The organism is Rhizobacter sp. P2_G4, from assembly GCF_056403575.1.
Window position 1 is genome coordinate 525,174 of sequence record NZ_JBFUFG010000004.1, and the last position, 23,768, is coordinate 548,941.

Here is a 23,768-nt window from a genome sequence, read left to right on the forward strand (position 1 = left end):
TCACTCAGACAAATTCTGGTGATGGCATCGAAAAGAAGAATGAGTCGGCTGTCCTGCTGCCCCCGTGAACGAGGGCCCTATTTTTCAGAACGGAGCGGGACGCGTGTCCTGCGTCCGTTTGCGAAGTCGGGACGTAGGTCCCGGCCGCTCCGATGTTCTCAGGGCTTGGGCAGCTTCTTCCACGCTTCCAGCAAGTCGCTCAGCGCTTGCGGTGCGTTCTGCGGTTCCGTGAGGCCGTTCTGCGTCTGGCTGTTGAGGCCGTGACAGCTTGCACAGGTGCGGATCTCGCCGGGCGCGAAGCTCACCCACACGCGCTCGCGCACGACAGGCGCGTTGGTCGGGCTCATCAGCTGCCAGGTGAGTGCGCGGCCGGCAGGCACGAAGGCGGCCATCGAGCCGTCCTTGCCGAGTTTCACGGTGCCGGCGGGCGCGCCGACGAGGGGCGGTACGACCGTTTCGACCAACGGGTGCTGTGCCGAGTTGTGCAGCGGCTTCACGTACACGCGCCGACCCGGTGAGAGTTCGCCGCGTCCTGCTCCGTAGCCGCGGGTCAAGTCGGCTTGCAGGATCTGGAAACGGTCGATGTCGTAGACCTTGCCGCCCTTGGGCGTGTTCTTCACACCTCCGGGCACGTTCAGGTTGAAGGGCTGCGACACGTCCGCCCGGTCGCGCAGCGTGACGTTGCGTGACACGATCAGCGCCATGTTGTTGGTGATGAGCCATTGCCGCAAGGCGGTCTCGTCGACGCCGGCGCTGGCGATCACCTGCTTCTCGATCGGCGCGGTCTGCATGCCCTTGGTGCCCGGCCGCGTGCGCGGGCGTACCTCCACCACGTCTGTCTCGTTCAGCGGGCCGTTGTAGCGGTTGAGGGTGGCGTTGCCTTCCCACCATTGCACGTCCTTGTTCAGGCCACCGGTGAGCAGCGTGCTGGCGACGAGGTCGTTGCCCGCCGGGTTCTTGACCAGCGCCTTGAGCTGGAACACATAGCGCGGTTGCGGCCGGGTCGCGTCGCTCGACTCATCCTTGTTCAGCCGGTACTCGTTGGTGTGGCTGGCGATGAAGCGACCGTCACCGAGCTTGAGCGGGTTGCGGAAGTGGCCGCTCATGCTGGGCGTGCGCGGCTTCGTACCTTCGGGATCGTCGTCGAGCGTGGCATTGGTGTGGTCGGTCATCGCCACCGTCTCGGGGTTGGTGCCCGGCGGCATGTTGAATTCGATCAGCCGGCCGGCGGCCTGGCGGCCGAACTCCTGTGCGTAGATCGCGACGTAGCGGCCTGGCTGTGCCGGATCTTCCCGCAGCTGGAACAAGCCCGAGTCGGCGCGGAAGGTCTGGCGCATCGCTGCGTTGGCGTCGAAGCTCGGGAAGGCGTCGCTCAGGTTCTTGTCGTCGTTGAACACGCCTTCCATGTAGGTGCCGCCGAACTCCTGCCGGCCCACGTGGTTGAGCGTCTCCTCTTCCGAGCCGTCTTCATTGATCTGCCAGATGAAGAACTGGTTGAAGTCGTGCAGTGACTCGTTGGCCAGGCGGGTCGGGTCTTCCTTGCGGCGCGCCTCGGGGAACACGTCGTACAGCACGCCCTTGCCGTCGGCGATGCGCTTGCCGTTGGCATCGAAGGCCGGGTACGCAGTCGGCTTGGCGGCGGCCGACTCGTCGGTCACGTCGTACGGGCCATAGGTGCCACCGTCGTAGCGGTCGATGTCGGCCTGCTGGTCGCGTTTCAGGTGGTCCCACTTGGTGAAGAGCAGTCGACCGAAGCTGTCGAGGTAGAGGTCGAACACGCCGCTGGGCGAGTGTTCGATCATCGCCACCTTGCCGGTGGCCGGGTTGAGCTTCCAGATGCCGGTGTTGGTGGGCGCGTTCTCGTACTCGTCGAGCTGCGGGTAGGTGTGTGCCATGCCGAACAGCGGCGCATCCGAGGCGAACAGCACCTGGTCGTCGCTGCCGTAGATCGGCGAGATGTTGTTGTAGGCAGGCTGATTCGCAAGCTTGGTGATGACGGCTTTCTCGCCCGGCTTCAGGCCCGTCACTTCGTACATCTGCCAGGTGCGCTTGGGGTTGTCGTAGCGCGAGGTCGGGCCGCCGGTCAGCATCGAGAACAGGGCCTTGTCGCCGCTCCAGTGCACCGAGGGCTGGCGCACGGCGATGGCCTTGGCACCGCCTTGCACGCCGCCGTTTGCCACGCCCCAGCCGGCTTCCTGCGTCAGGTTGCGCAGCGTGCCCTCCGGGTAGCGCAGGTAGAGATCGCCGCCGGGTATCGAGTCGGTGATGCTGGTGCCGTGGTTCGAGAAGGTGTTGAGCTGGTGGTTGAAGCCGGTGCCCGGCACGCTGGTCACGAACATCAGCGGGTAGCCGGTGCTGGTGTCGCCCGCAGGGATGGGTGGTGGAGAAGGCGGTGGCGGGGAAGGAGGCGAGGGCGTGCCCGGTGCGGGTGGTGGAGCAGGGCTGCCGACGTCGGCTGTAGAAGACGAGCCGCCGCCGCTGCAGGACACGCAGGCGACCGCGACGAACAAGGCAAGCACACGAAACAGGTTTGCGGGCATGGACGATTCCGGTTTGAAGTGCCCGGAATATTCATGGCCTCACCCGCGCGATCTTGAACAAAACGGACATGGCGGCGAGCGCGCTGCGGCCCTGCGCAATCGGTCACGCAAATCATCAAGCGATTCGTCGCCGACCCTGCAACGACTCGTCGGAGAACCAGCAAGCGGCCTGTTGTCCTACAGCGCCTTGGCGCCGCGCGACGACAGACAGTGCTCGCTCATCGCCTACGATGGTCGGTAAACCACCTCACTGAGCACACACCATGGCGCACACTCAAACCGCTCGCCCCGCCCCGCGGCATTTCTCCATGATCCGCGGCTTTCACCTGGCCGATTTCGTCACGCTGGCCAACGCGGCCTGCGGCGTGCTGGCGGTGTTCCTGACCATGGCGTACATGGCCAACCAGTCGCTCACCACTTTCTACGCGGCCGCCGCCATGGCGCCTGCCGCGCTGATCTTCGACGTGCTCGACGGCCGCGTGGCGCGCTGGCGGCAGACGCATTCGTCACTCGGCCGCGAGCTCGATTCGCTGGCCGACATCGTGTCCTTCGGCGTGGCGCCTGCCGCGCTCGGTTTCGCCGCCGGCCTGGCGGGCGGCTGGGACGTGATGGCGCTGGTCTACTTCGTCTGCTGCGGCGTGTCGCGCCTGGCGCGCTTCAACGTCACTGCCGAATCGCTCTCGGGCGCCGAAGGCAAGGTCGCCTACTTCGAGGGCACGCCGATACCCACCAGCGTGTTGCTGAGCGGCGTGCTTGCGCTGGCCGCCTGGCAGGGCGCACTCGGTGATGCGCTGTGGGGCGGCGCGATGCAGTTGGGCCCGTGGACGCTGCACCCGCTGTCGCTGATGTTCGTGCTGTCGGGCACGCTGATGATCAGCAAGACGCTGCACATCCCCAAGCTCTGACCGCGCCGCTCGCTGGCTTCACAAGCCTCACATCCGCTCTAACACCGCGGCGATACCTTGACCGCCGCCAATGCACATGGTCACCAGCGCATAGCGGCCCTTGATGCGCTGCAGCTCGTAGAGCGCCTTCACGGTGATGATGGCGCCGGTGGCACCCACCGGGTGGCCGAGCGAGATGCCGGAGCCGTTGGGGTTGACCTTGGCCGGGTCGAGGCCGAGGTCTTTTGTGACGGCACAGGCTTGCGCGGCGAAGGCTTCGTTGGCCTCGATCACGTCGATGTCAGACACCTTGAGGCCTGCCTTTTCCAGCGCCTTGCGTGACGCAGGCACCGGGCCGATGCCCATGTACAGCGGGTCGACGCCGGCGTGGCCGTACGACACCAGCCGCGCCAGAGGCTTGAGGCCGCGGCGCTCGGCTTCCGCGTGCTCCATCAGCACCAGCGCCGCTGCAGCGTCGTTCAGGCCCGAGGCGTTGCCGGCGGTCACCGTGCCGCCATCCTTCTTGAACGCTGGCTTGAGCTTGGCCATGTCTTCGAGCTTGGCGTCGTTGCGCACGTGCTCGTCGGTGTCGAACATCACCGTGCCCTTGCGGCTTTCGAGCGGCACCGGAACGATCTGCTCCTTGAAGTAGCCGGCGGCGGTTGCCTGCTGCGCGCGGCGGTGGCTCTCGAGTGCGGCTTCATCTTGCTGCGCACGGCTGATCTCCCACTTGGCAGCCACGTTTTCGGCGGTGATGCCCATGTGCACGTTGTGGAACGGGTCGTGCAGGGCGCCCAGCATCATGTCGACCATCGTCGCGTTGCCCATGCGCGCGCCCCAGCGTGCCTGCGGCAGCGAGTAGGGCCCGCGGCTCATGCTCTCGGCGCCACCTGCAACGGCCACCTCAGCGTCGCCCAACAAGATGCTCTGCGCCGCACTGACGACGGCCTGCAGCCCCGAGCCGCACAGCCGGTTGACGGTGAGTGCCGGTGTGTCGTGGCCGATGCCGCCGTCGACCGCGGCCACGCGCGCCAGGTACATGTCGCGCGGCTCGGTGTTGATGACGTGACCGAAAACCACGTGGCCCACGTCCTTGCCGTCGACCTGCGCGCGGGCCAGCGCCTCGCGGACGGCGATGGCGCCCAGCTTGGTGGGCGGCACGTCTTTCAGGCTGCCACCGAAGGTGCCGATGGCGGTGCGGACTCCACTGACGATGACGACTTCTCTGCTCATGATGGCCTCTGCAAAGCGGTGGTTTGACGTGCCATCATGCCAGGGCCTGTTAACGCTATGGGAGCGCTCGCGTGACTCACGAAGCGGCCGCCAACGAGGCGCAAAGCGCAGCTGTAGCACTTGCTACAGCGAGCATTTGCAACGCTGTGGGCGGCCGTTTCGTGAGATCACCCTTCGGGCCCGGGGTTTGCGAGGCGCAGGGCGGCGTTGCAGACTCGTTGTGTGCCAGAGGCACACGGCCTCGCCCGCGTCTTGCCCTGCACCTCGCAGACCCCGGGCGCGAGTGCTCCCATAGCGTTAACAGGCCCTACCCTTTGATTGATCTGATAGGGTTGCCCTCATGACACAGAACTCCCGCATCACCGTCGTCACCGGCGCCGCCGGTGCCCTGGGCCAGGCCGTCGTGCGCCTGCTGACCGCACAAGGCCACCGCGTCGCCTGCCTCGACCGCGATGAAGCGCGTTTGCAAACGCTGTTCGGCGCCAGCGGCCAGCTGCTCGCGGCCTGCGACGTCACCTCCGACCAGAGCATGGGTGACACGCTGACGGCGCTCACGCGTGGCGGCGAACACGTCGACGTGCTGGTGCACGTGGCCGGCGGCTTCGAGATGGGCGAGGCCGCGCACGCGCTGACGCGCGAGTCGTGGGACCGCATGATGAATCTCAACGCCTGGGCCTTCGTCGCGGTGACGCGTGCGGTGATCCCGAACATGCTGCGCCACGGCAGTGGCAAGGTGATCGCGGTGAGCGCCGCGGCGGCCGCCAAGGGCGCGGCGCAGAAGGCCGCCTACATCGCCTCGAAGAGCGCGCTGCAGCGGCTGGTGGAATCGCTCTCGGCCGAGGTGCGCGCGCAGGGCATCTCCGTCAACAGCGTGGCGCCGACCACCATGGACACGCCGGCCAACCGGCAGTCGATGCCCGATGCCGACCGCTCGGCCTGGGTCACGCTCGACAGTGCCGCCCAGACCATTGCGGCGTTGGCGTCGCCGGCCGGTGACGTGGTGCACGGCCAGCACGTCCAACTCGGCGCTTGAGCGGAACGGAACCGTCATTTTCGAGGGCCTCGGAGGCTCGTTTTATCGGCCCGCTGGATGGCTCCCATTCGGCATTCCGATGTCCCGCATCACCTGGATACCCGGGCCAACATGTCGACACCAAGTTGTCGGATGACTAGGCGTAAACCCTTTAATACCAGTCTAGACCGAGTGCTTCAATCCGCCTCGGAAGCGGTTCCAGTTGCGACAAAAGTCGCAGTTCATCGGCTCCGGTACGGTGCCTTCTGGTGACGAGTCATTTCGATCGCCGCTGAAGCACCTCACCGCGAAGCAAGGTCTGAACCCCATGAGAACCGCTCCATTCGGCTCGCTCGCCGACCTGTCTGGAGGGAAAACTCATGACCAAGAAATTCAAGTTGAATGCGCTGGCGCTCGCCGTCGGCATGGGCGCCAGTTCGCTGGCTTGCGCGGGCACCATCGTCGCGCCGTACTTCTTCACCTGGGGCTTCGGTAGCGGCGCCTACAAATTCAAGAATTTGAGCGAAGCCAAGTCGCGTGCCGGCATGGCCGCGATGACGCTGGCCTTCGCGGTCTCGGGCGGCGGCTGCTCCATCGGCGGCGGCATGGAAGCCACGCTCAACGACGCGTCTGTGAAGGCCGACGTCAAGGCCTACATCAACGGCGGCGGGCGCTTGATCCTTTCGTTCGGCGGGGCAGCCGGCACCTACCTCGAATCGGTGTGCTCCGCCAACGACCTGGTGGCGCTGATCCGCCGGTTGATGGACACGCACGGCACGCACATGATCGACTGGGACATCGAAGGCGGCCAGCTCGGTGACACACGGCTCAACGGCGTGCGCAACGCCGCCATCAAGCAGCTGCAAGGCATCTACCCCGATCTCTACACGTCGTTCACGCTGCCGGTGAACCCATTCCGCGCGTCGTCGGAGCCGGGCGGCTTACCCGACTCGGCCGTGGCCCTGGTGCGCGGCGCGGCGCAGGCCGGCGTCAACGTCTCGATGGTCAACATCATGGCCATGGACTACGGCAGCTACTACAGCGGCGGCAAGAAGATGGGCGACCTCGCGGTGTCGGCTGCGCAGTCGACCTTCAACCAGTTGAAGGGCATCTACCCGAGCAAGACCGACGCACAGCTGTGGGCCATGATCGGCATCACGCCGATGATCGGGCAGAACGACGAAGCGTCCGAGATCTTCACGCCGGCCGACGCGTTGACCGTGACCAACTTCGTGAAGCAGAAGGGCGTCGGCCTGATCGCCTACTGGGCGGCGCAGCGCGACCGCGTGGGCTCGGGCAGCCTGAACGAGTACAGCCGCGCCAACACGCGCGACTACGAGTACTACCAGACCTTCGCCGCCGCCAAGAGCAGCACGCCGGCACCTCCGCCCCCGCCGCCTGCACCGCCGCCGCCCACCGAGACCAAGACCTACCAGGTGCGCTCGGCCTTCTCGGCCCTGTGCCTGGACGTCGAAGGCGCGAGCACGGCCAACGGCGCGAAGACGCGCCAGTCGGTGTGCAGCACGGCCGCGTCGCAGCAGTTCTCGTTCGTGCCGGACGCGAGCGGCACCTTCCGCATCGTCAACGTCAACAGCGGTAAGTCGCTCGATGTGACCGATGTGTCCACCGCCAACGGCGCGCTGATCCAGCAGTGGACGAGCGCAGGCACCGACAACCAGCGATTCGCCGTCACCGCAGACGGCAACGTGGTCGCGATCCAGGCGAAGAACAGCAACAAGTGCCTCGACGTGAAAGACTGGAACAGCGCCGCCGGCGCACGCATCCAGCAGTGGGATTGCGCCGGTAGTGCCAACCAGCGCTGGGTACTGGTGCCGGTGACGGCCGCGCCTGCTCCCGCACCGTCGCCAGCACCAGCTCCTGCCCCGGCGCCATCACCGGCCCCCGCACCCGCGCCAAGCTGTGCGGTGTGGACCGAGGGCAAGACCTACCAGGTCGGCACGGTGGTCATCGACCAGGGCAAGCCATACAAGGCCCTGGTCACGCACACCGCCTATGCGGGTGCCGGCTGGCATCCGGCCGCCACGGCCAGCCTGTGGCAAGCCGTTGCGTCCTGCAACTGACGCTACCGAACTCTCAGCCAGCTTTTCACGAGCCCGTGTGCGGGCCTGCGCAGATCGTTCTGCCGCAGGTCCGCCACGGCGCACCCACCGTATCCGTTTCTGGAGTGATTCATGCGCCCTTCAATCGCCAACCCATCCCGTCTTCCCTTCAAACCACTGCCGCTGGTGCTGGCCATCGGTGCCGCCTTTCTCGCAGGTTGCGGCGGCAGCGAGGACCCTGCGGCTGGTTCACAGCAAGCCACCGAGACGCCGCAAGCCGTCCAAGCTGCCGTTCTCGGCGGCTCGTATGCCATGTCGACTGGAAGTTATGCGTTGGTGAATGCATTGAGCGGCAAGTGCGTCGACGTGGCTGGCGGCAGCACTGCGGATGGCGCTCGGCTGCAGCAGGCCAACTGCAACAAGAACCTCGCGCAGGCCTTCGAACTGAGCGAGGTGTCGCCTGGCATCTACAAGTTGCTCAACACCGGCAGTGGCAAGGCAGTCGACGTGGCCTCCGCTTCGACCAGCGATGGCGCGGCCATCCAGCAGTGGGTCGACAACGGCACCAACGCACAGCGCTTTCGCGTCGAGCATGTGGGTGGCAACCGCTTTTCGCTCGTCAACGTGGGCAGCGGAAAGTGTGTCGACGTGGTCGGCGCGTCGTTGACCGACGGCGCGCTGCTGCAGCAGGCGAGCTGCAATACCGGCGGCGGCCAGCAGTTCCGTTTCTACCCGCGCGTGGGCACCAGCCGCAGCGCGCTGCCGGTCGGCGTGTACCAGGTGAAAGCGGTGTCATCGGGCCTGTGCCTCGACGTCGAAGGCGGCAGCAACGCGAATGGCGCCAAGACCGCACAGAACGCCTGCGTCGCCACGGCCTCGCAACGTTTCGAGCTGCGGCCCGAGGCCAGCGGCAGCTACCGCCTGGTCAACGCGAGCAGCGGCAAGTCGCTCGATGTCACCGACGTGTCGACCGCCAATGGCGCGCTGATCCAGCAGTGGGCCAGCGCGGGCAGCGACAACCAGCGCTTTGCCATCACCGCCTCCGGCGACGGCTTTGCCATCAAGGCACGCCACAGCGGCAAGTGTGTCGACGTGAAGGACCGCAGCTTGCAAGCCGGCGCGCGCATCCAGCAATGGGACTGCGGCGGCGGCACGAATAAACAGTGGCAGTTCACGGCCGTCGGTTCGCCGGCGCCGGCACCCGCTCCGGCCCCAGCGCCTGCACCGGCTCCCGCGCCAGCACCGAGTCCCGCGCCGGCTCCCGCCCCAGCACCCAGCCCGGCTCCGGCGCCCGCACCCGCCCCAGCACCTGCACCTGCACCTGCACCGGCTCCCGCGTCAGCCGACCTCACCGATGTGCGCAAGAAGGACATCGCGATGCAGATCGTCTCCAGTGCCGAGAACTCGTCGCTGAACTGGAAGGCGCAGTACGCCTACATCCAGGACATCAACGACGGCCGCGGCTACACCGCCGGCATCATCGGCTTCTGCTCGGGCACGGGCGACATGCTCGAGGTGGTGCAGGAGTACACCAATCTCAAGCCGGGCAACGTGCTGGCCAAGTACCTGCCGGCGCTCAAGAAGGTCAACGGCAGCGAGTCGCACAGCGGGCTCGACCCGAACTTCACCGGCGACTGGAAGACGGCGGCCGCCGACACCGTGTTCCAGCAGTCGCAGGACTTCGAGCGCGACGGCGTCTACTTCAACCCCGCGGTGCAACAGGCCAAGGCCGACGGCCTGCATGCCCTCGGTCAGTTCGCGTACTACGACGCGATCGTGATGCACGGCCCGGGCAACGACGGCGTGAGCTTCGGCGGCATCCGCAAGGCTGCGATGGCCAAGGCCAAGACACCCGCCCAGGGCGGCAATGAGACCACCTACCTCAACGCCTTCCTCGATGCCCGTGTGGCTGCCATGAAGACCGAAGAGGCACACAGCGACGTGAGCCGCGTCGAGACCGCGCAGCGCGTGTGGCTGAAGGCAGCCAACCTCGACCTGAACACGCCGCTCACCTGGAAGGTGTACGGCGACAGCTACACGATCAAGTAGCACGCCCTCGCCAGCCGCAACCCGCCACGCCTTCACCAGGAGACTCCATGCGCAAGAAGAATCCATCCACCCGGCTCCATGCCGCGCCTTTGCCGCTGGCGCTTGCCCTCGGCGTGCTCGCCGGTTGCGGCGGCGCCGACAAGACAGATGCATCTGCGGCCAGCGCCGAGACCCAGCGCGAGAAGGCGGCGGCCATCGCAATGCCCGTGCTGTCGAGTCGCTTCGTGCTCGTCAATGCTTCGAGCGGCAAGTGCATCGACGTGGCCGGCGCGAGCAAGGCAGACGGCGGCAACATCCAGCAGGTTGCCTGCAACAACAACCTCGCGCAGGCCTTCGACCTGACGGCGGTGTCGGCCGGCATCTACAAGCTCACCAACGCCGGCAGCGGCAAGGTGATGGACGTGGCGAGCGCGTCGCTGGCCGACGGCGCCAACGTGCAGCAGTGGGCCGACAACGGCAGCAACGCGCAACGCTTCGCGCTGCAGCGTGTCTCCGGTAACCGCTACACGCTGGTGAACGTGGGCAGCGGCAAGTGCGTGGACGTGGCCGCTGCGTCGCTCGCCGATGGCGCGAACATCCAGCAGTACGCCTGCAACGGCACCGGCGCGCAGCAGTTTCAGCTCGTCCCGTTCGCGACCGCCCGCGGCGCCTTGCCGGTGGGCCGCTACAACGTGAGCGCCGAGAGCTCGGGCCTGTGCCTCGACATCACCGGTGCCAGCGTGGCCGATGGCGCCAAGCTGCAGCAATCGAGTTGCAGCAGCACCGACTCGCAGCGTTTCGAGCTGACGGCCGAAGCGGCTGGTGCCTACCGGCTGGTCAACGTGAACAGCGGCAAGTCGCTCGACGTGACCGATGTGTCCGCCGCCAACGGCGCGCTGATCCAGCAGTGGGCTTCGTCTACCGGCGCGAACCAGCGTTTCCTGGTCACGGCAGATGCGGCGGGCTTCCGCGTGCAGGCGCAGAACAGCGGCAAGTGCCTGGACGTGAAGGACCTCAGCACCACACCGGGCGGCAGCATCCAGCAATGGGACTGTGCTGGTAGCAGCAATCAGCGCTGGCGCTTCAAGCCGGTGTCGGATGCGCCGGCACCCGCTCCTGCGCCATCGCCCGCACCGGCGCCTGCACCGAGTCCCGCACCTGCGCCGGCACCGAGTCCAGCGCCAGCTCCCGCACCCAGCCCGGCACCTGCTCCGGCGCCAGCCCCTGCACCTGCACCTGCACCTGCGCCATCTCCCGCGCCATCCCTCGGCGCGAACGTTCTGGTGTTCGACCCCTCGATGTCCGCCGCGTCCATCCAGTCGCAGGTCGACCGTGTGTTCAGCGAGCAGGAGTCCAACCAGTTCGGCAACGCGCGCTACGCGCTGGTGTTCAAGCCCGGCTCGTACAAGGTCAACGTGAAGGTCGGCTTCTACACCCAGGTGCTGGGCCTCGGCAATTCGCCCGACGACGTTGGCATCACCGGCACGGTGCAGGCCGATGCGCGCTGGTTCGACGGCAACGCGACGCAGAACTTCTGGCGCGGCATCGAGAACCTCGCCATCACGCCGAATGGCGGCGTGTCGAAATGGGCCGTCTCACAGGCCTCGGCATTCCGCCGCGTGCATGTGCGCGGCGGCATGGTGCTCGACGACGGCGGCTGGTCGAGCGGTGGCTTCATTGCCGACTCGAAGATCGATGGCTCCATCAACTCCGGTGGCCAGCAGCAATGGCTCACGCGCAACTCGCAGCTCAACGGTTGGGACAGTGGTGGCTGGAACATGGTGTTCGTCGGCGTGAACGGCGCACCGGCCGCCAACAGCTGGCCCAACCCGGCCTACACCACCATCGGCCAGACGCCGGTGGTGCGCGAAAAACCCTTCCTCACCTTCACGAACGGGCAGTACGGCGTGTTCGTGCCGGCGCTGCGCAGCAACAGCCAGGGGCCGACCTGGACCAACGGGGCCGCGGCTGGCGAGACGCTGCCCATCAGCAGCTTCTACGTCGCGCAGTCGGGCAAGGACTCAGCGGTGACGATCAATGCAGCGCTGGCGCAGGGCAAGAACATCCTGTTCACGCCGGGCGTCTACAAGCTCACCGACACGCTGCGCGTCACCCGCGCCAACACGGTGCTGCTGGGTCTCGGGTTGGCGACACTGCAGGCCGAGGGAGGCGTGACGGCAATGTCGGTCGCCGACGTCGACGGCGTCAAGATTGCCGGCCTGCTGTTCGACGCCGGCGCCACCAACTCGCCGGTGCTGCTGGAGCTGGGGCCGAACGGCAGCTCGGCCGACCACGCTGCCAACCCGACCTCGCTCCACGATGCGTTCTTTCGCGTCGGCGGCGCGGCCGTGGGGCGTGCCGCGGTGAGCCTGAAGATCAACAGCCATGACGTGATCGGCGACCACTTCTGGGTCTGGCGCGGCGACCACAGCAACGGTGTCGGCTGGAACATCAACACCACCACGAACGGCCTGGTGGTCAATGGCGACGACGTGACGGTCTACGGCCTTTTCGTCGAGCACTACCACCAGTACCAGACGCTGTGGAACGGCAACCGCGGGCGCACCTACTTCTATCAAAGCGAAGCACCGTACGACGTGCCCGACCAGGCGGGCTGGAAGAACAACGGCGCCAATGGCTTCGCCTCGTACAAGGTGGGCAGCAGCGTCACCCAGCACGAAGCCTGGGGACTCGGCGTGTACTGCTTCTTCTCGGCGAACAACGGCGTGAAGCTCGGCAGCGCGATCGAAGCGCCCACCGGCTCGGGCATCAAGTTCCACAACATGACCACGCTGTCGCTCGGCGGCGTGGGCGAGATCACGCATGTGCTGAACAACCGCGGCGACACGGCGAACAGCGCTTCGAACACCGGCCGCCTGGCGCAATGACGATTGAAGAAAGGAACGACACCATGAACTTCATCACCACCCAGACTCGCCGCCTGCGCTGGGCGCTGGCTCCGATCACGGTCGCGCTTCTGGTTGCCTGCGGCGGCAGCAACACAGACGAAGACACCGGCGCAGCGCAGTCTGCGGACGACGACACGCAACAGGTGGCCGACGCGCCCACCGACGACGCGGCCGTCGCGCGCGAAACCGCGCAGGTCGTAACGCCGACGAGTTTTCGCCACCCCGGCATCTTTCTCACGCAGGCCCGGCTCGATGCCTTCAAGGCCGCACAGAACTCGGCCAACCCGAGTGTGTTGAAGACGGGCTACCAAGTCGTGCTCAACGACCCGCGGAGCGCGTACACCTACTCGCACAAGGCGTTGTCCAACGTGCAGGTGGTGGGCAGCGCCATCGGCGACCAGGAGGCGCGCTTCAAGAATGACGCACAGGCCGCCTACCTGAACGCGCTGCGCTGGGTGAAGACCGGCGACGCGCGCCACCGCGACAAGGCCATCGCCATCCTCAACGACTGGGCCAGGACCTTCCGCACCTTCTCGGTCGCTTCGGGCACGAATGCCGCGCAGGTGCAACTCGAGGCGGCGTGGATGCTACCGGTCTGGGTGAGCGCAGCCGAGGTCATGCGCCACCACAACAACGGCGAGGCGGGCTGGTCGGCGAGCGACATCGCCACGTTCAGCGGCTTTGTGGACCGCCAGTACACCGAAGCCGCGAAGGCGCGCACCCGCGTCAACAACTGGGCCGTGTCAGCGGGCTTGGCGATGATGGCGGCCGGCGCGTATCAGGACAACCCGACGCGTTACGCGGCCGGTTTGCAGCGCATCACCGAGATGATCCCGCTGTCGGTGTTCGCGAGCGGCGAAGTGAATGAACTGAAGGCGCGCGACTGCACCCACCCGCAGTACAACCTCGAGGGCCTCGCCCAGGCCGCCGAGATCGCCGTGATCCAGGCTGGCGACACCTCGGTCTGGATGTGGAAGGGCGCCGGCGAGACCACGCCGCGCCTGGCCAAGGGCCTGGAGTACATGGCGAAGTCGCTCCAGAGCGGCAGCGGCGTGCGCAACTGCAAGGGTCAGCACCTGGAGGCCGGCTACATGGACATCGCGGTCAACGGCTACATGAACCGGGGCGTGCCCATTCCCGCCTTCCAGGCGCTGGCAAAGGCGCGCCGCCCGGACGGGGCTTCGATGCAGTTCCTCGGCTTTACCACTGCCACCCACGGCCGCGACGATTACTGACTTGGCCCCGGCCCGCCGGCCGGTCGACGGCTGGCAAGGCGGGTAAGTGCAAGCTCACGTACGGCTCGCTGGGAAGCGATCCGTACGAAGTGAATTCCCCCGGCTGAGACAGCATGCTGGCAGGCACGCCGATTGCCCAAAGCGGCCTCGTCCTACAGACGGATTTTTGCCGCCTCAGCATCATGGGAGCATCACAAACGCTTTCAATAAATCATGACGAGCGACCCTCTTGTCCGTTCGCCGACTGGTGTGGCCGGGCTGGACGAAATACTTCACGGTGGGCTCATTGCCGGCCGCCTCTACCTGATCGACGGCAATCCCGGCGCCGGCAAGACCACGCTGGCGATGCAGTACCTGCTCGATGGTGTGCGGATGGGTGAGCGGTGCCTGTACGTCACCTTGTCTGAGACGCGGGGCGAGCTGGTCTCCAACGCCAGGTCGCACGGCTGGTCGCTCGATGGCATCGACATCCTGGAGCTCTTCGCCGACGAGTTGCAGGTCGACGGCGAAAGCGACCTGACGATGTACCACCCCTCCGAGGTGGAGCTGAGCAACACCACGCGCAAGGCACTGAGCGCCGTGGAGCGGCTCAAGCCGACGCGCATGGTGTTCGACTCCCTTTCGGAGCTGCGCCTCTTGGCGCAAAGCTCGCTGCGCTATCGCCGGCAAATACTCGCCATCAAGCAATTTCTCGTGGGGCAGAACTGCACCGTCCTCATGCTCGACGACCGCACCGCCGAAGGGCCCGACATGCAGCTGCAAAGCATTGCGCACGGGGTCATTTCGCTCGACTCCAGCACGCCGCCGTACGGGCGCACGCTGCGCCAGCTGCGGGTGGTGAAGTTCCGCGGGAGCGACTTCCACAGCGGGCTGCACGATTTCGCCATCCACCGCGGTGGGCTGACGGTGTTCCCGCGGCTGTCAGGCGCACGGCACGGCACTCAATACAAGCGCGAGACAGTGCCCAGCGGCATCGCGTCGCTCGACGCCTTGCTAGGCGGCGGCATCGATCGCGGCACCTCGACGCTGCTGGTGGGGCCACCGGGCTCGGGCAAGTCGACCATTGCGCTGCAGTACGCCTGTGCCGCCGCGTCGCGCGGCGACCATGCGGCGATCTTCGGGTTCGAGGAGTCGAAGGCCACGCTGTTCGAGCGGGCTGCGGGGCTCGGCATGGTGCTGAACGAGGGCAACGGCCCCGGCCAGGTGATGGTGCGCCAGATCGACCCGGCCGAGATCGCCCCGGGCGAGTTTGCCTACATGGTGCGCCGCTCCGTCGAGCAAGACGGTGCGCGCGTGGTCGTGATCGACAGCCTGAACGGCTACCTCAACGCGATGCCGGAAGACAAGTTCCTCACGGCCCAGTTGCACGAGCTGCTGGCGTATCTCAGCAACCACGGGGTGGCGACCTTCCTGATCGCAGCGCAGAGCGGCATGCTGGGCCCCTCGATGCGTTCGCCGGTGGACGCGAGTTACCTGGCCGATGCCGTGGTGATGCTGCGCATGTTCGAGCATGGCGGCAAGGTGAAGAAGGCGATCTCTGCGTTGAAGAAGCGCAGCGGGTTGCACGAGGAATCGATCCGCCAGGTGTGGTTCGACGACAAGGGCGTTCACCTCAGCGAACCGCTTACCCATCTTCGTGGCGTGTTGACCGGTGTGCCCGTCGAGCTGCAGGCTACGATCGATGGCCGACCCATGTCACGCCCCCAAGATGCTCTCTGACGCCGCGCTCACCGACGAGCGGGTTCTGGTCCTGCCGGTCACGCGCCGGGACGGAGAAGTCACCTGCTCGCTGCTCGAACAGGCGGGAGTGAAATGCATCGTCTGCCCCGACCTCGAGAACATGGCCGCCGAGATACCGCTCGGTGTGGGCGCGCTGATGCTGACCGAGGCAGTGCTCGCCCGGCCGCAGATGCACACCTTGCTGGCGGTGCTGCGAAGCCAGCCGGCGTGGTCCGACGTGCCGGTGGTGGCGCTGATCCGCGATCACCAGGCCCCGGTGGCGGGGCTTCGGGTGCTCGAGTTGCTGGGCAACGTGACGGTGCTCGACCGGCCGGTCTCCACGCGCTCGATGATCAGCGCGATCCAGTCGGCGCTGCGCGACCGGCGCAAGCAATACCGCATCCGCGACCAGCTGATGGAGCAGGCGCGCGCCGAGCAGGCGCTGGTGAAGGCCGACCAGCGCAAAGACGAGTTCCTTGCCACGCTGGCGCACGAGCTGCGCAACCCGCTGGCGCCCATCCGCGCCGGGCTGCACCTGTTGTCCAAGACACAGGGAGACCCGCTGAAGGCGCAACGGCTGCACGAGATCATGGACCGGCAGATGGGCCAGATGGTCAAGCTGATCGACGAGCTGCTCGAGGTGTCGCGCATCTCCACCGGCAAGCTGGTGCTGCTGAAGGAGCGCGTCGACATGCGCGAGGTGGTCAGCATGGCGCTCGAAGGCAGCCAGCCCTTCATCGACGCCGCACAGCACCGGCTCGAAGTGCGGCTGCTGGACGAGCCGGCGTGGGTCTACGGCGATCCTTCGCGGCTGGCGCAAGTCGTGAGCAACCTCGTCAACAACGCCAGCAAGTACACGCCGAATGGCGGCCGCATCGACGTGGTGCTGGCCAAGGAGGGCGAGGAGGTGGTGGTCAGCGTCGAAGACAGCGGCGTGGGCATTCCGGCCAACATGCTGGCGCATGTGTTCGACATGTTTGCGCAGGTCAACCGCACGCTCGACCGCGCGCAGGGCGGCCTGGGCATCGGCCTTGCGCTGGTGCGGCGCCTGATGGAGCTGCACGGCGGCTCCGTACAGGCCGAGAGCCCCGGCCAGGACCGCGGGAGCCGCTTCACCATCCGCATGCCGATGCTCTCGGCCGATGCGCGCGACGAGGCGGCTGCGCCGCCCGAGGCGCCCGAGCTGTCGATCAGGAAGAACGTGCGCGTGCTCATCGTCGACGACAACGCCGATGCCGCCGAGACGCTTGCGATGCTGCTCGAAGCGCATGGCCACCAGACGCGCCGCGAGTTCAGCGCGCCCGCTGGCTTGCGTGCTGCCGATGAGTTCCACCCCGAAGCCGTGTTCTGCGACATCGAGATGGCCGGCATGAACGGCTACGAGGTCGCCACGCGCCTGCGCCGCGACCCGCAGCATGCCGCCGCCGTGCTGGTCGCGGTGACCGGGCGCGGCACCGAAGAAGACCGCCGCCGCTCGCTGGGCGCCGGCTTCGACCTGCACCTCACCAAGCCGGTGAGCTACGAGGCAGTGGAGCAGGCGCTGGTGCGGCTCTGAGATTCCGCGAGCCGCGGGGCCGAATCAGCGCGCTGCCGTGGCCGTGCCCACCAGCACCGGCTTCACCTGGTACGCATCCGGGAAGAGGCGCTTCAGGTTGTCGATCTTCGGCAGGTCGTTGACCACGATGTACGGGTAGTTCGGGTTCAGCGTCAGGAAGTCCTGGTGGTAGGCCTCGGCCGGGTAGAAGGCCTTCAGCGGCTCGACGGTGGTCGCGAGCGGCTTGCCGAAGGTCTTGGCCTTGTTCAATTGCTCGATGTAGGCCTTGGCCACGCGCTCCTGCTCGGCATTGGCCGGGAAGATGGTGGAACGGTATTGCGTGCCGCGGTCCGGCCCTTGACGGTTCAGTTCGGTGGGGTCGTGCGCAACCGAGAAATAGATCTGCAGCAGCTTGCCGTAGCTGACCTTCTTCGGGTCGTAGGTCACGCGCACCGCCTCGGCATGGCCGGTCGAGCCCGAGCCCACGGCCTCGTACTTGGCGGTGTTGGCTGCGCCGCCGGAGTAGCCCGACACCGCGCTGCTCACGCCTTGCACATGCTGGAACACGCCCTGCACGCCCCAGAAGCAGCCACCGGCCAGCACGGCCGTTTCCGTGCCGGCGGCGTTGCTTGCGTCGGTGACGGGGGCCGGCACCACCACGGCCGATTCGGCCTTGGCGTTCGGCGAGAACCAGAACACTGCGGCAGCGGCCAGCGCAGTGGCCGAGAGCATCGTCAGCAGGCGCCGTTTGGAAGCGACAGCTGAGGAGGCGACGCGTGAGGAGGTGGATGTGTTTTGCATGATGAACTTCATTCCTTGGCGGTGAAGAGGCGGTCAGTGCGATCCGGGTTGCACGATCGAGTGCATTGAATCACCTTGGGTTGCCCCGGGTGCGCTGCGGTTCCCAAAGACCCTGCGCTGGCCCATTGGTCGCGCCGCCGTGCCGATGCTTACAGGCGCCGCGAGAAAACGGCCGTGGTGGAAGGGGTGGGGCATCCTGTCGTCTAATCGCCCGAAAACCTCACCGGAGTTGCGATGGCCGACGACGCCCCCAGCGAGCTTTTGTCTCGCCGCCACCAGATGTTCCCCGTGCTCACCGAAGCCGAGATCGCGCGCGTCAGCCGCTTCGGCGAGGTGAAGACCTACGCGAAGGGAACCCGCATCATCACCGCCGGCGAATCCGGGCCGGGCATGTTCGTCGTGCTGAAAGGCGTGCTGGCTGTGAGCCAGCGTGACGGCCTCGGCAACGTGGTGCCCATCGTCCACCACGTGCGTGGCCACTTCATGGGCGAGGTGGGCACGCTGTCGGGCAAGCCCTCGCTGGTCGACGGCATCGCACACGAAGACCTGCAGGCGCTGCTGGTGCTGCCGGGGCAGTTGCGTGCGCTCATCGTGGCCGAAGCCGACCTGGGCGAGCGCCTGGTGCGTGCGCTGATCCTGCGGCGTGTGGCGCTCATCGAGGCCGGTGCGAGCGGCCCGGTGCTGATGGGCCAGCCCCAGTCGGCCGATTTGCTGCGGCTGCAGAACTTCTTGCGCCGCAATGGCGAGCCCTACCACGTGGTCGACGCCAGCCAGGACGCGAGCGCCGCGGCGCTGATGGAGCAGTACGGCGCGGCCGTCGGAGAGCCACTGGTGGTGTGCCCCGACGGCTCGGTGCTCGTCAATCCGAGCGAGAACGCGCTCGCCCGCTGCATCGGCATGGTCGACACACTGGAGCACGACGAGCTGTTCGACGTGGCCGTGGTCGGTGCTGGCCCGGCCGGGCTGGCCACTGCCGTGTACGCCGCCTCCGAAGGCCTGCGCGTGGTGGTGCTCGACTGCCGCTCTTACGGCGGCCAGGCGGGCGCCAGTGCGCGCATCGAAAACTACCTCGGTTTCCCCACCGGCATCTCCGGCCAGGCGCTTGCCGGGCGGGCCTATGTGCAGGCGCAGAAGTTCGGTGCCGAGATCCTGATCCCGGCCGAGGTGCAGTCGCTCGAATGCGCACGCATCGGGCCGGACCGTGAGCTGGTGGTCCGGCTGGCCGACGGGCGGCGCCTGCGCGCGCGCACCGTCGTCGTCGCCAGCGGGGCCCGCTATCGCCGCCCGGGCGTGCCGCGCCTGAGCGAGTTCGAGGGCCGTGGCATCTGGTACTGGGCCTCGGCGCTCGAAGCCACGATGTGCGCGCAGACCGAGGTGGCCCTCGTGGGCGGCGGCAACTCGGCCGGGCAGGCGGCGGTGTTTCTCTCGCAGCACGCGGCCAAGGTCCACGTCCTGGTGCGCGGGCCCAGCCTCGCGGCCAGCATGTCGCGCTACCTGATCGACCGCATCGAGGCCACGCCCAACATCGAGCTTCGGCCGCACACCGAGATCACGCAGCTGCATGGCGACGCGCCGGGCGGCCTGGCCGGTGTGTCGTGGCGAGACCACCGTGCCGGTGTCGAAGAACGGAAGGACCTGCGCAACGTGTTCCTCTTCGTCGGTGCCGACCCCGAGACGCGCTGGCTCGACGGCTGCAAGATCGCCGTCGACGCGCACGGCTTCGTCGTGACCGGCAACGCGCTCGGTGCGCCGGCCGATGGGCCGCAACCGGCGCCGCTGGAGTCGAGCATTCCCGGTGTGTTTGCCGTGGGTGATGTGCGCTCCGGCTCGGTCAAGCGTGTGGGCGGGGCCATCGGCGAGGGCGCTGCCGCGGTGGCGCAGATCCACCAGTACCTGGCTGCGGCGAGCGCCGCCGCCTGAACCTATCGGAGCAGAGATCGATGTCCATCAAACCTTGCGACCACGTCCCCGCGTCACTGCACGCGCCTACCTCCAAGGGCTGCGAAGAATGCCTCGCAATGGGTGACCGCTGGGTGCACCTTCGGCTGTGCGTTCACTGCGGACACGTGGGCTGCTGCGATTCGTCGAAGAACAAGCACGCCACGAAGCACAGCATGGCCACGGGGCATGCCGTCATCCGCTCGCTGGAGCCGGGCGAAGACTGGATGTGGTGCAACCAGCACCAACGGCAGGTGGGGTGAGCCGGCCTGAGCCCAGCGTGCGATCCGGTGCCGCCTTGCCGCGTGGCGGGCTCGCGTCATGGCGCCTCGCCTTGCTGGCCTGCCTGCTCGGCAGCGGCGCGGCGCACGGCCAGGAGATCGATGGGTCAATCGGCGTGAGCTCGGGCGTCATCGTGCGCGGATTCGCGCTCGATGGCGGGCGGCCGGCGGTGCAGGGCGCCGTCAACTACTACGGCGCCGGATCATGGCTGGCGAGCCTGAGCGGTGCGGCGTTTCGCTTGTCGTCCAACGGCGAATGGAGCCTGCAACTCCTCGGCAAGCTCGGCTACGCCTGGCAGCTGGCGAACGACTGGGGCGCACAGTTGAGTTACGTGCACTACGCGTACCCGCTGAACTCCGAACTGCGCATCTATGAACGTGACGAGTTCATCGCCACGGCGGCGTATCGGGACCGGCTCGTCCTCTCGGTCGCCGGCCTGCGCAACAACCGGGCCTCGGCCCGCGGCAGCCGCAGCAGCGTGGCCTACGACCTGGTGGGGCGCTACCCCGTGCAGGCCGGCGTGGCCTTGTCCGCCGGCCTGGGCTACCAGGACATGCACCACCGCTCGGGCTTCGGCTACGCCTACGGCAACGTGGGGGCGGGCGCCGACCTCGGGCGGCGCACCGGCGATGCGCACCTGGAGGTGTCGTACATCGTGACCGATGCCACGGCCAAGAAGCGCCTCGGCGACGAGGCTTCGAACCGCTGGACGGCGAGCCTGGCCTGGGCCTTCTGAGCGCCTTCTGAGCGCTTCCAGAGCGTTCGCTTCGCCAAGTAATTCCTCAGAAGCAGGTGCCGTCGGCACATTGCGGAAAGAATTTGCAACCTTTCTCCGCCGCAGCGGCACCCAAGGGCAGACGAACACGAAAAACCGCTTACAACACGCATGCCATGGCGCACCTTTCGCTGACACCCCGCCCGACCGGCACCGCGCTGCGCGAGGATGAAACCGACGCCGAACTGATCCAGCTCGTGGCGGCGGGCGACCGCCCCGCGCTCGAGACGCTCTATCGCTCGTATCACCGCCGGCTCGACCGCTTCTTGGCCCGCGTGACGAGGCGCGCCGACGTGGTCGAGGAAGTCATCAACGACACCTTCTGGATCGTCTGGCAGAAGGCCGACCAGTTCCGCGGCGATTCGCGCGTCTCGACCTGGATCGTGGGCATTGCGTACCGCTGCGCACTCAAGTCGCTGCGCGAGCATGGCAGCGACCCGGTCGACCCGGCAGAGCAAGGCGAGGGCAGCCACTCGCTGGTCGACCCGCAAGGCGCGCGTGAGCTGAACGACTGGGTTTCCAAGGGCATGAGCCGTTTGACGACCGACCAGCGGTTGACGCTGGAGCTGGCCTACGGCGCCGGCCATTCGCTCGAAGAGATTGCGGCCATCATGGGGTGCCAGGTCAGCACCGTGAAGGCGCGCATGTTCCACGCCCGGGTGAGGCTGCGCAATCTGCTGCCCACACTGGCCGGTGGCCTGGCCGAAGGGCGCGGTACAGCGCCGAAGCCGCAAGAGGACATTCAAGATGACGAACACCACTGACACCACCGCCGAACACCGCCGCACCTGGGACGCGATCCCCTGGGTCGTCAACGGAAGCGCGACTGAAGACCAGCGCCGCGTGGTCGAAGCGCATGTGCCCGACTGCGCTGACTGCCGTGACGAGCTGGCGCGCCAGCGCGAATTGCAGGCCGCGATGACATCGGAACAAGCGACCACGCTGACGAATGCCGACGCGGGATTGAAGCGGCTGTTCCAGCGCATCGATGACGCCGAAGCCGACGCAGCCGTGGCTGGTGCCTCGGCTCCCGGTCCACGCCACGAGCGCCGCGGGTCGGCGCGTTGGCTGGTCTATGGGCTGACGATGGCAGTGGTCGTCGAAGCCATCGGCATCTCGGTGCTCGGCATGGGCTTGCTGTATCGCGCGCCCGATTACCAGACGCTCAGCCTGCCCGCTGTGGTGACCGGTGCGCAGGCGACGATCCGCATCGTGCCCACGCCCGGCCTGCGCGCCGATGAACTGCAGCGTTTGCTGCAAGGCCTGAACCTGCAGGTGGTCAGCGGGCCCAACGCGGTCGGTGCGTACGGCCTGGCATCGCTGGCGCCGGGCGCTGCGCTCGACAAGCAGCTCGACGCATTGCGCGCGGCACCCGGCCTGCAACTGGTCGAGCCCATCGTTCAACCCGACGCGCGGCCGTGAAACCCATCTCGCAGCTCTGGCTGCGATGCTCGTTGATCCTGGCGCTGCTGCTGTGCGGCTGCGCCAGCCCGCCCGCGGCTTTGCCGGTCAATGTGGCCGACGAGCTGTTGATGCGCGAGCATCCCGAGCGCCTGATCGTCCTCGCCGTGGCCAACAAGAAAGAGACCCTGCCATCGCAAGCCGGGTCGACGCTGACGGGCTACTCGGTGACGCAGCGCTACGCCGTCGGCACCAGCGCGCGCGAGACCGTGGAGGCGTTGAAGAAGGCCTATGACCTGAAGGAAATCGCTGCCTGGCCGATCACCGCCTTGCGCTTGCATTGCGTGGTGCTCGAACTACCCCCCGGCGCGGTGCGCGACGAACTGCTCGCGGCGCTGGGCCGAGACACCCGCGTCGAACTCGCGCAGCCGCTGCAGAACTTCAGCGGGTTGACGAGCAGCGAGGCGGACAGCAAGACGAACATCAAGAGCGGCTACAACGACCCCTACGCCGCGCTGCAGCACGGCTTCGTCGACGTCAAGGCGGAGCAGGCGCACCAGGTGTCGCGTGGGCAGGGCGTCGGCATCGCCATCATCGACACCGGAGTAGACACCGCGCACCCTGACCTGCAGGGCCGCATCGCCACCGTGCGCAACTTCGTCGACCGTGACGACGCGCAGTTCGGCCGCGACCGCCATGGCACCGAAGTGGCCGGCATCATCGCGGCGGTGGCCAACAACCGGCAGGGCATCGTCGGCATCGCGCCCGAAGCAAAGCTATCGCTCTACAAGGCCTGCTGGACACGCAGCGCGGCCGAAGGAGGCGGGGCGCGGTGCAACTCGTTCACGCTGGCGCAGGCGCTCGCCGCGAGCCTCGACGACGGGGCACGCATCATCAACCTGAGCCTGGGCGGGCCACCCGATGAGCTGCTGGGCCGGCTCGTCGGCCATGCGGTGAAGAAGGGGCGCATCGTGATCGGCGCCGTCCCGCCAAATGGCGACCTCGCGGGCTTCCCGGTCGGTGTTCAAGGCGTGATCGCGGTCGACGCGCCGGGTCACGCCGCCGGCCGCAGCGGTGTGCTGCAGGCACCGGGCCGCGACATCCTGACGCTCGAGCCCGGTGGGCACTATGACTTCAGCTCGGGTTCGTCTCTCGCCACGGCGCATGTGAGCGCAGTGGCCGCGCTGCTGCTGTACGCGCAGCCGGAGCTGGACGCGAGTGCGCTGCGCGCCTTGCTCGAGCGCAGCCAGACCGCCCTGGCCGATGGCGGCTCGATCGACGCCTGCGCTGCGCTCGCCGGCCTGCACAAGCGGCTCAGCTGCCCGGTGGTCGCCGAGACACCGGTTACCTCGCTTTCACCCGGGGCTCGTGTGCCGTAAGCGTGTAGTGAGTTGAAGCAACTGCGGAAATATCTTCA

At 67.3% G+C, this 23,768-nt stretch carries 17 protein-coding genes; 14 read left to right on the plus strand and 3 right to left on the minus strand.

Going from position 1 to position 23,768, the window contains the following annotated elements; translation table 11 throughout:
- Positions 1-158 precede the first annotated feature (158 nt).
- Positions 159-2,540 carry an HzsA-related protein gene (locus AC1DYS_RS18410; RefSeq protein WP_477901722.1) on the minus strand — a complete coding sequence of 794 codons (2,382 nt, stop codon included), beginning with the start codon at positions 2,538-2,540 and terminating at the stop codon, positions 159-161.
- A gap of 263 nt (positions 2,541-2,803) precedes the next feature.
- Between AC1DYS_RS18410 and pssA the strand changes: the two genes are divergently transcribed.
- Entirely contained in the window at positions 2,804-3,445 is a 642-nt protein-coding gene (gene pssA, locus AC1DYS_RS18415) for a CDP-diacylglycerol--serine O-phosphatidyltransferase (RefSeq protein ID WP_477901724.1), read from the plus strand.
- Between the two features lie 27 nt (positions 3,446-3,472).
- Here pssA and bktB read toward each other — a convergent pair whose 3' ends face one another.
- Positions 3,473-4,657, minus strand: a complete 1,185-nt coding sequence (bktB, locus tag AC1DYS_RS18420; RefSeq protein WP_477901726.1) for a beta-ketothiolase BktB — start codon at positions 4,655-4,657, stop codon at positions 3,473-3,475.
- 340 nt (positions 4,658-4,997) lie between these two features.
- On the opposite strand from bktB, the gene AC1DYS_RS18425 reads away from it, so the two are divergent.
- The 7 genes from AC1DYS_RS18425 to AC1DYS_RS18455 all read left to right on the plus strand — a co-directional run bounded on the left by AC1DYS_RS18425 (position 4,998) and on the right by AC1DYS_RS18455 (position 17,175).
- The gene (locus tag AC1DYS_RS18425) at positions 4,998-5,690 is read left to right on the plus strand and encodes an SDR family oxidoreductase (RefSeq protein WP_477901728.1); all 693 of its coding nucleotides are present in this window, start codon (positions 4,998-5,000) and stop codon (positions 5,688-5,690) included.
- A 359-nt stretch (positions 5,691-6,049) separates the two neighbouring features.
- Positions 6,050-7,750: an RICIN domain-containing protein gene (locus AC1DYS_RS18430; protein WP_477901730.1), complete on the plus strand. Its 1,701-nt coding sequence runs from the start codon at positions 6,050-6,052 to the stop codon at positions 7,748-7,750.
- A 111-nt stretch (positions 7,751-7,861) separates the two neighbouring features.
- Positions 7,862-9,778 (plus strand): chitosanase, encoded by a 1,917-nt coding sequence (locus AC1DYS_RS18435; protein ID WP_477901732.1) that lies wholly within the window; start codon positions 7,862-7,864, stop codon positions 9,776-9,778.
- Positions 9,779-9,825: 47 nt separating this feature from the next.
- Positions 9,826-12,645, plus strand: coding sequence for a pectate lyase-like domain-containing protein (locus AC1DYS_RS18440; protein ID WP_477901734.1), 2,820 nt, complete (start codon positions 9,826-9,828; stop codon positions 12,643-12,645).
- Positions 12,646-12,668: 23 nt separating this feature from the next.
- Positions 12,669-13,901 (plus strand): alginate lyase family protein, encoded by a 1,233-nt coding sequence (locus AC1DYS_RS18445; RefSeq protein ID WP_477901736.1) that lies wholly within the window; start codon positions 12,669-12,671, stop codon positions 13,899-13,901.
- Between the two features lie 213 nt (positions 13,902-14,114).
- On the plus strand, positions 14,115-15,620 hold the full coding sequence (locus AC1DYS_RS18450; protein WP_477901738.1) for an ATPase domain-containing protein: 1,506 nt from the start codon (positions 14,115-14,117) through the stop codon (positions 15,618-15,620).
- Entirely contained in the window at positions 15,610-17,175 is a 1,566-nt protein-coding gene (locus tag AC1DYS_RS18455) for a hybrid sensor histidine kinase/response regulator (protein WP_477901740.1), read from the plus strand. The genes AC1DYS_RS18450 and AC1DYS_RS18455 overlap by 11 nt, the downstream gene beginning before the upstream one ends.
- A gap of 24 nt (positions 17,176-17,199) precedes the next feature.
- On the opposite strand, the gene msrA is transcribed toward AC1DYS_RS18455, so the two are convergent.
- Positions 17,200-17,886 (minus strand): peptide-methionine (S)-S-oxide reductase MsrA, encoded by a 687-nt coding sequence (msrA, locus tag AC1DYS_RS18460; protein WP_477901926.1) that lies wholly within the window; start codon positions 17,884-17,886, stop codon positions 17,200-17,202.
- Between the two features lie 303 nt (positions 17,887-18,189).
- On the opposite strand from msrA, the gene AC1DYS_RS18465 reads away from it, so the two are divergent.
- The 6 genes from AC1DYS_RS18465 (at position 18,190) to AC1DYS_RS18490 (ending at position 23,730) form a co-directional block, all read left to right on the plus strand.
- Positions 18,190-19,875: an FAD-dependent oxidoreductase gene (locus AC1DYS_RS18465; protein WP_477901742.1), complete on the plus strand. Its 1,686-nt coding sequence runs from the start codon at positions 18,190-18,192 to the stop codon at positions 19,873-19,875.
- Positions 19,876-19,895: 20 nt separating this feature from the next.
- Positions 19,896-20,156: a UBP-type zinc finger domain-containing protein gene (locus AC1DYS_RS18470; RefSeq protein WP_477901744.1), complete on the plus strand. Its 261-nt coding sequence runs from the start codon at positions 19,896-19,898 to the stop codon at positions 20,154-20,156.
- A gap of 17 nt (positions 20,157-20,173) precedes the next feature.
- Positions 20,174-20,911, plus strand: a complete 738-nt coding sequence (locus AC1DYS_RS18475) for a TorF family putative porin (protein WP_477901746.1) — start codon at positions 20,174-20,176, stop codon at positions 20,909-20,911.
- Between the two features lie 155 nt (positions 20,912-21,066).
- On the plus strand, positions 21,067-21,714 hold the full coding sequence (locus AC1DYS_RS18480) for an RNA polymerase sigma factor (RefSeq protein ID WP_477901748.1): 648 nt from the start codon (positions 21,067-21,069) through the stop codon (positions 21,712-21,714).
- Entirely contained in the window at positions 21,698-22,372 is a 675-nt protein-coding gene (locus AC1DYS_RS18485) for an anti-sigma factor (RefSeq protein WP_477901750.1), read from the plus strand. The genes AC1DYS_RS18480 and AC1DYS_RS18485 overlap by 17 nt, the downstream gene beginning before the upstream one ends.
- Positions 22,369-23,730, plus strand: coding sequence for a S8 family serine peptidase (locus AC1DYS_RS18490; protein ID WP_477901752.1), 1,362 nt, complete (start codon positions 22,369-22,371; stop codon positions 23,728-23,730). The genes AC1DYS_RS18485 and AC1DYS_RS18490 overlap by 4 nt, the downstream gene beginning before the upstream one ends.
- Positions 23,731-23,768 lie beyond the last annotated feature (38 nt).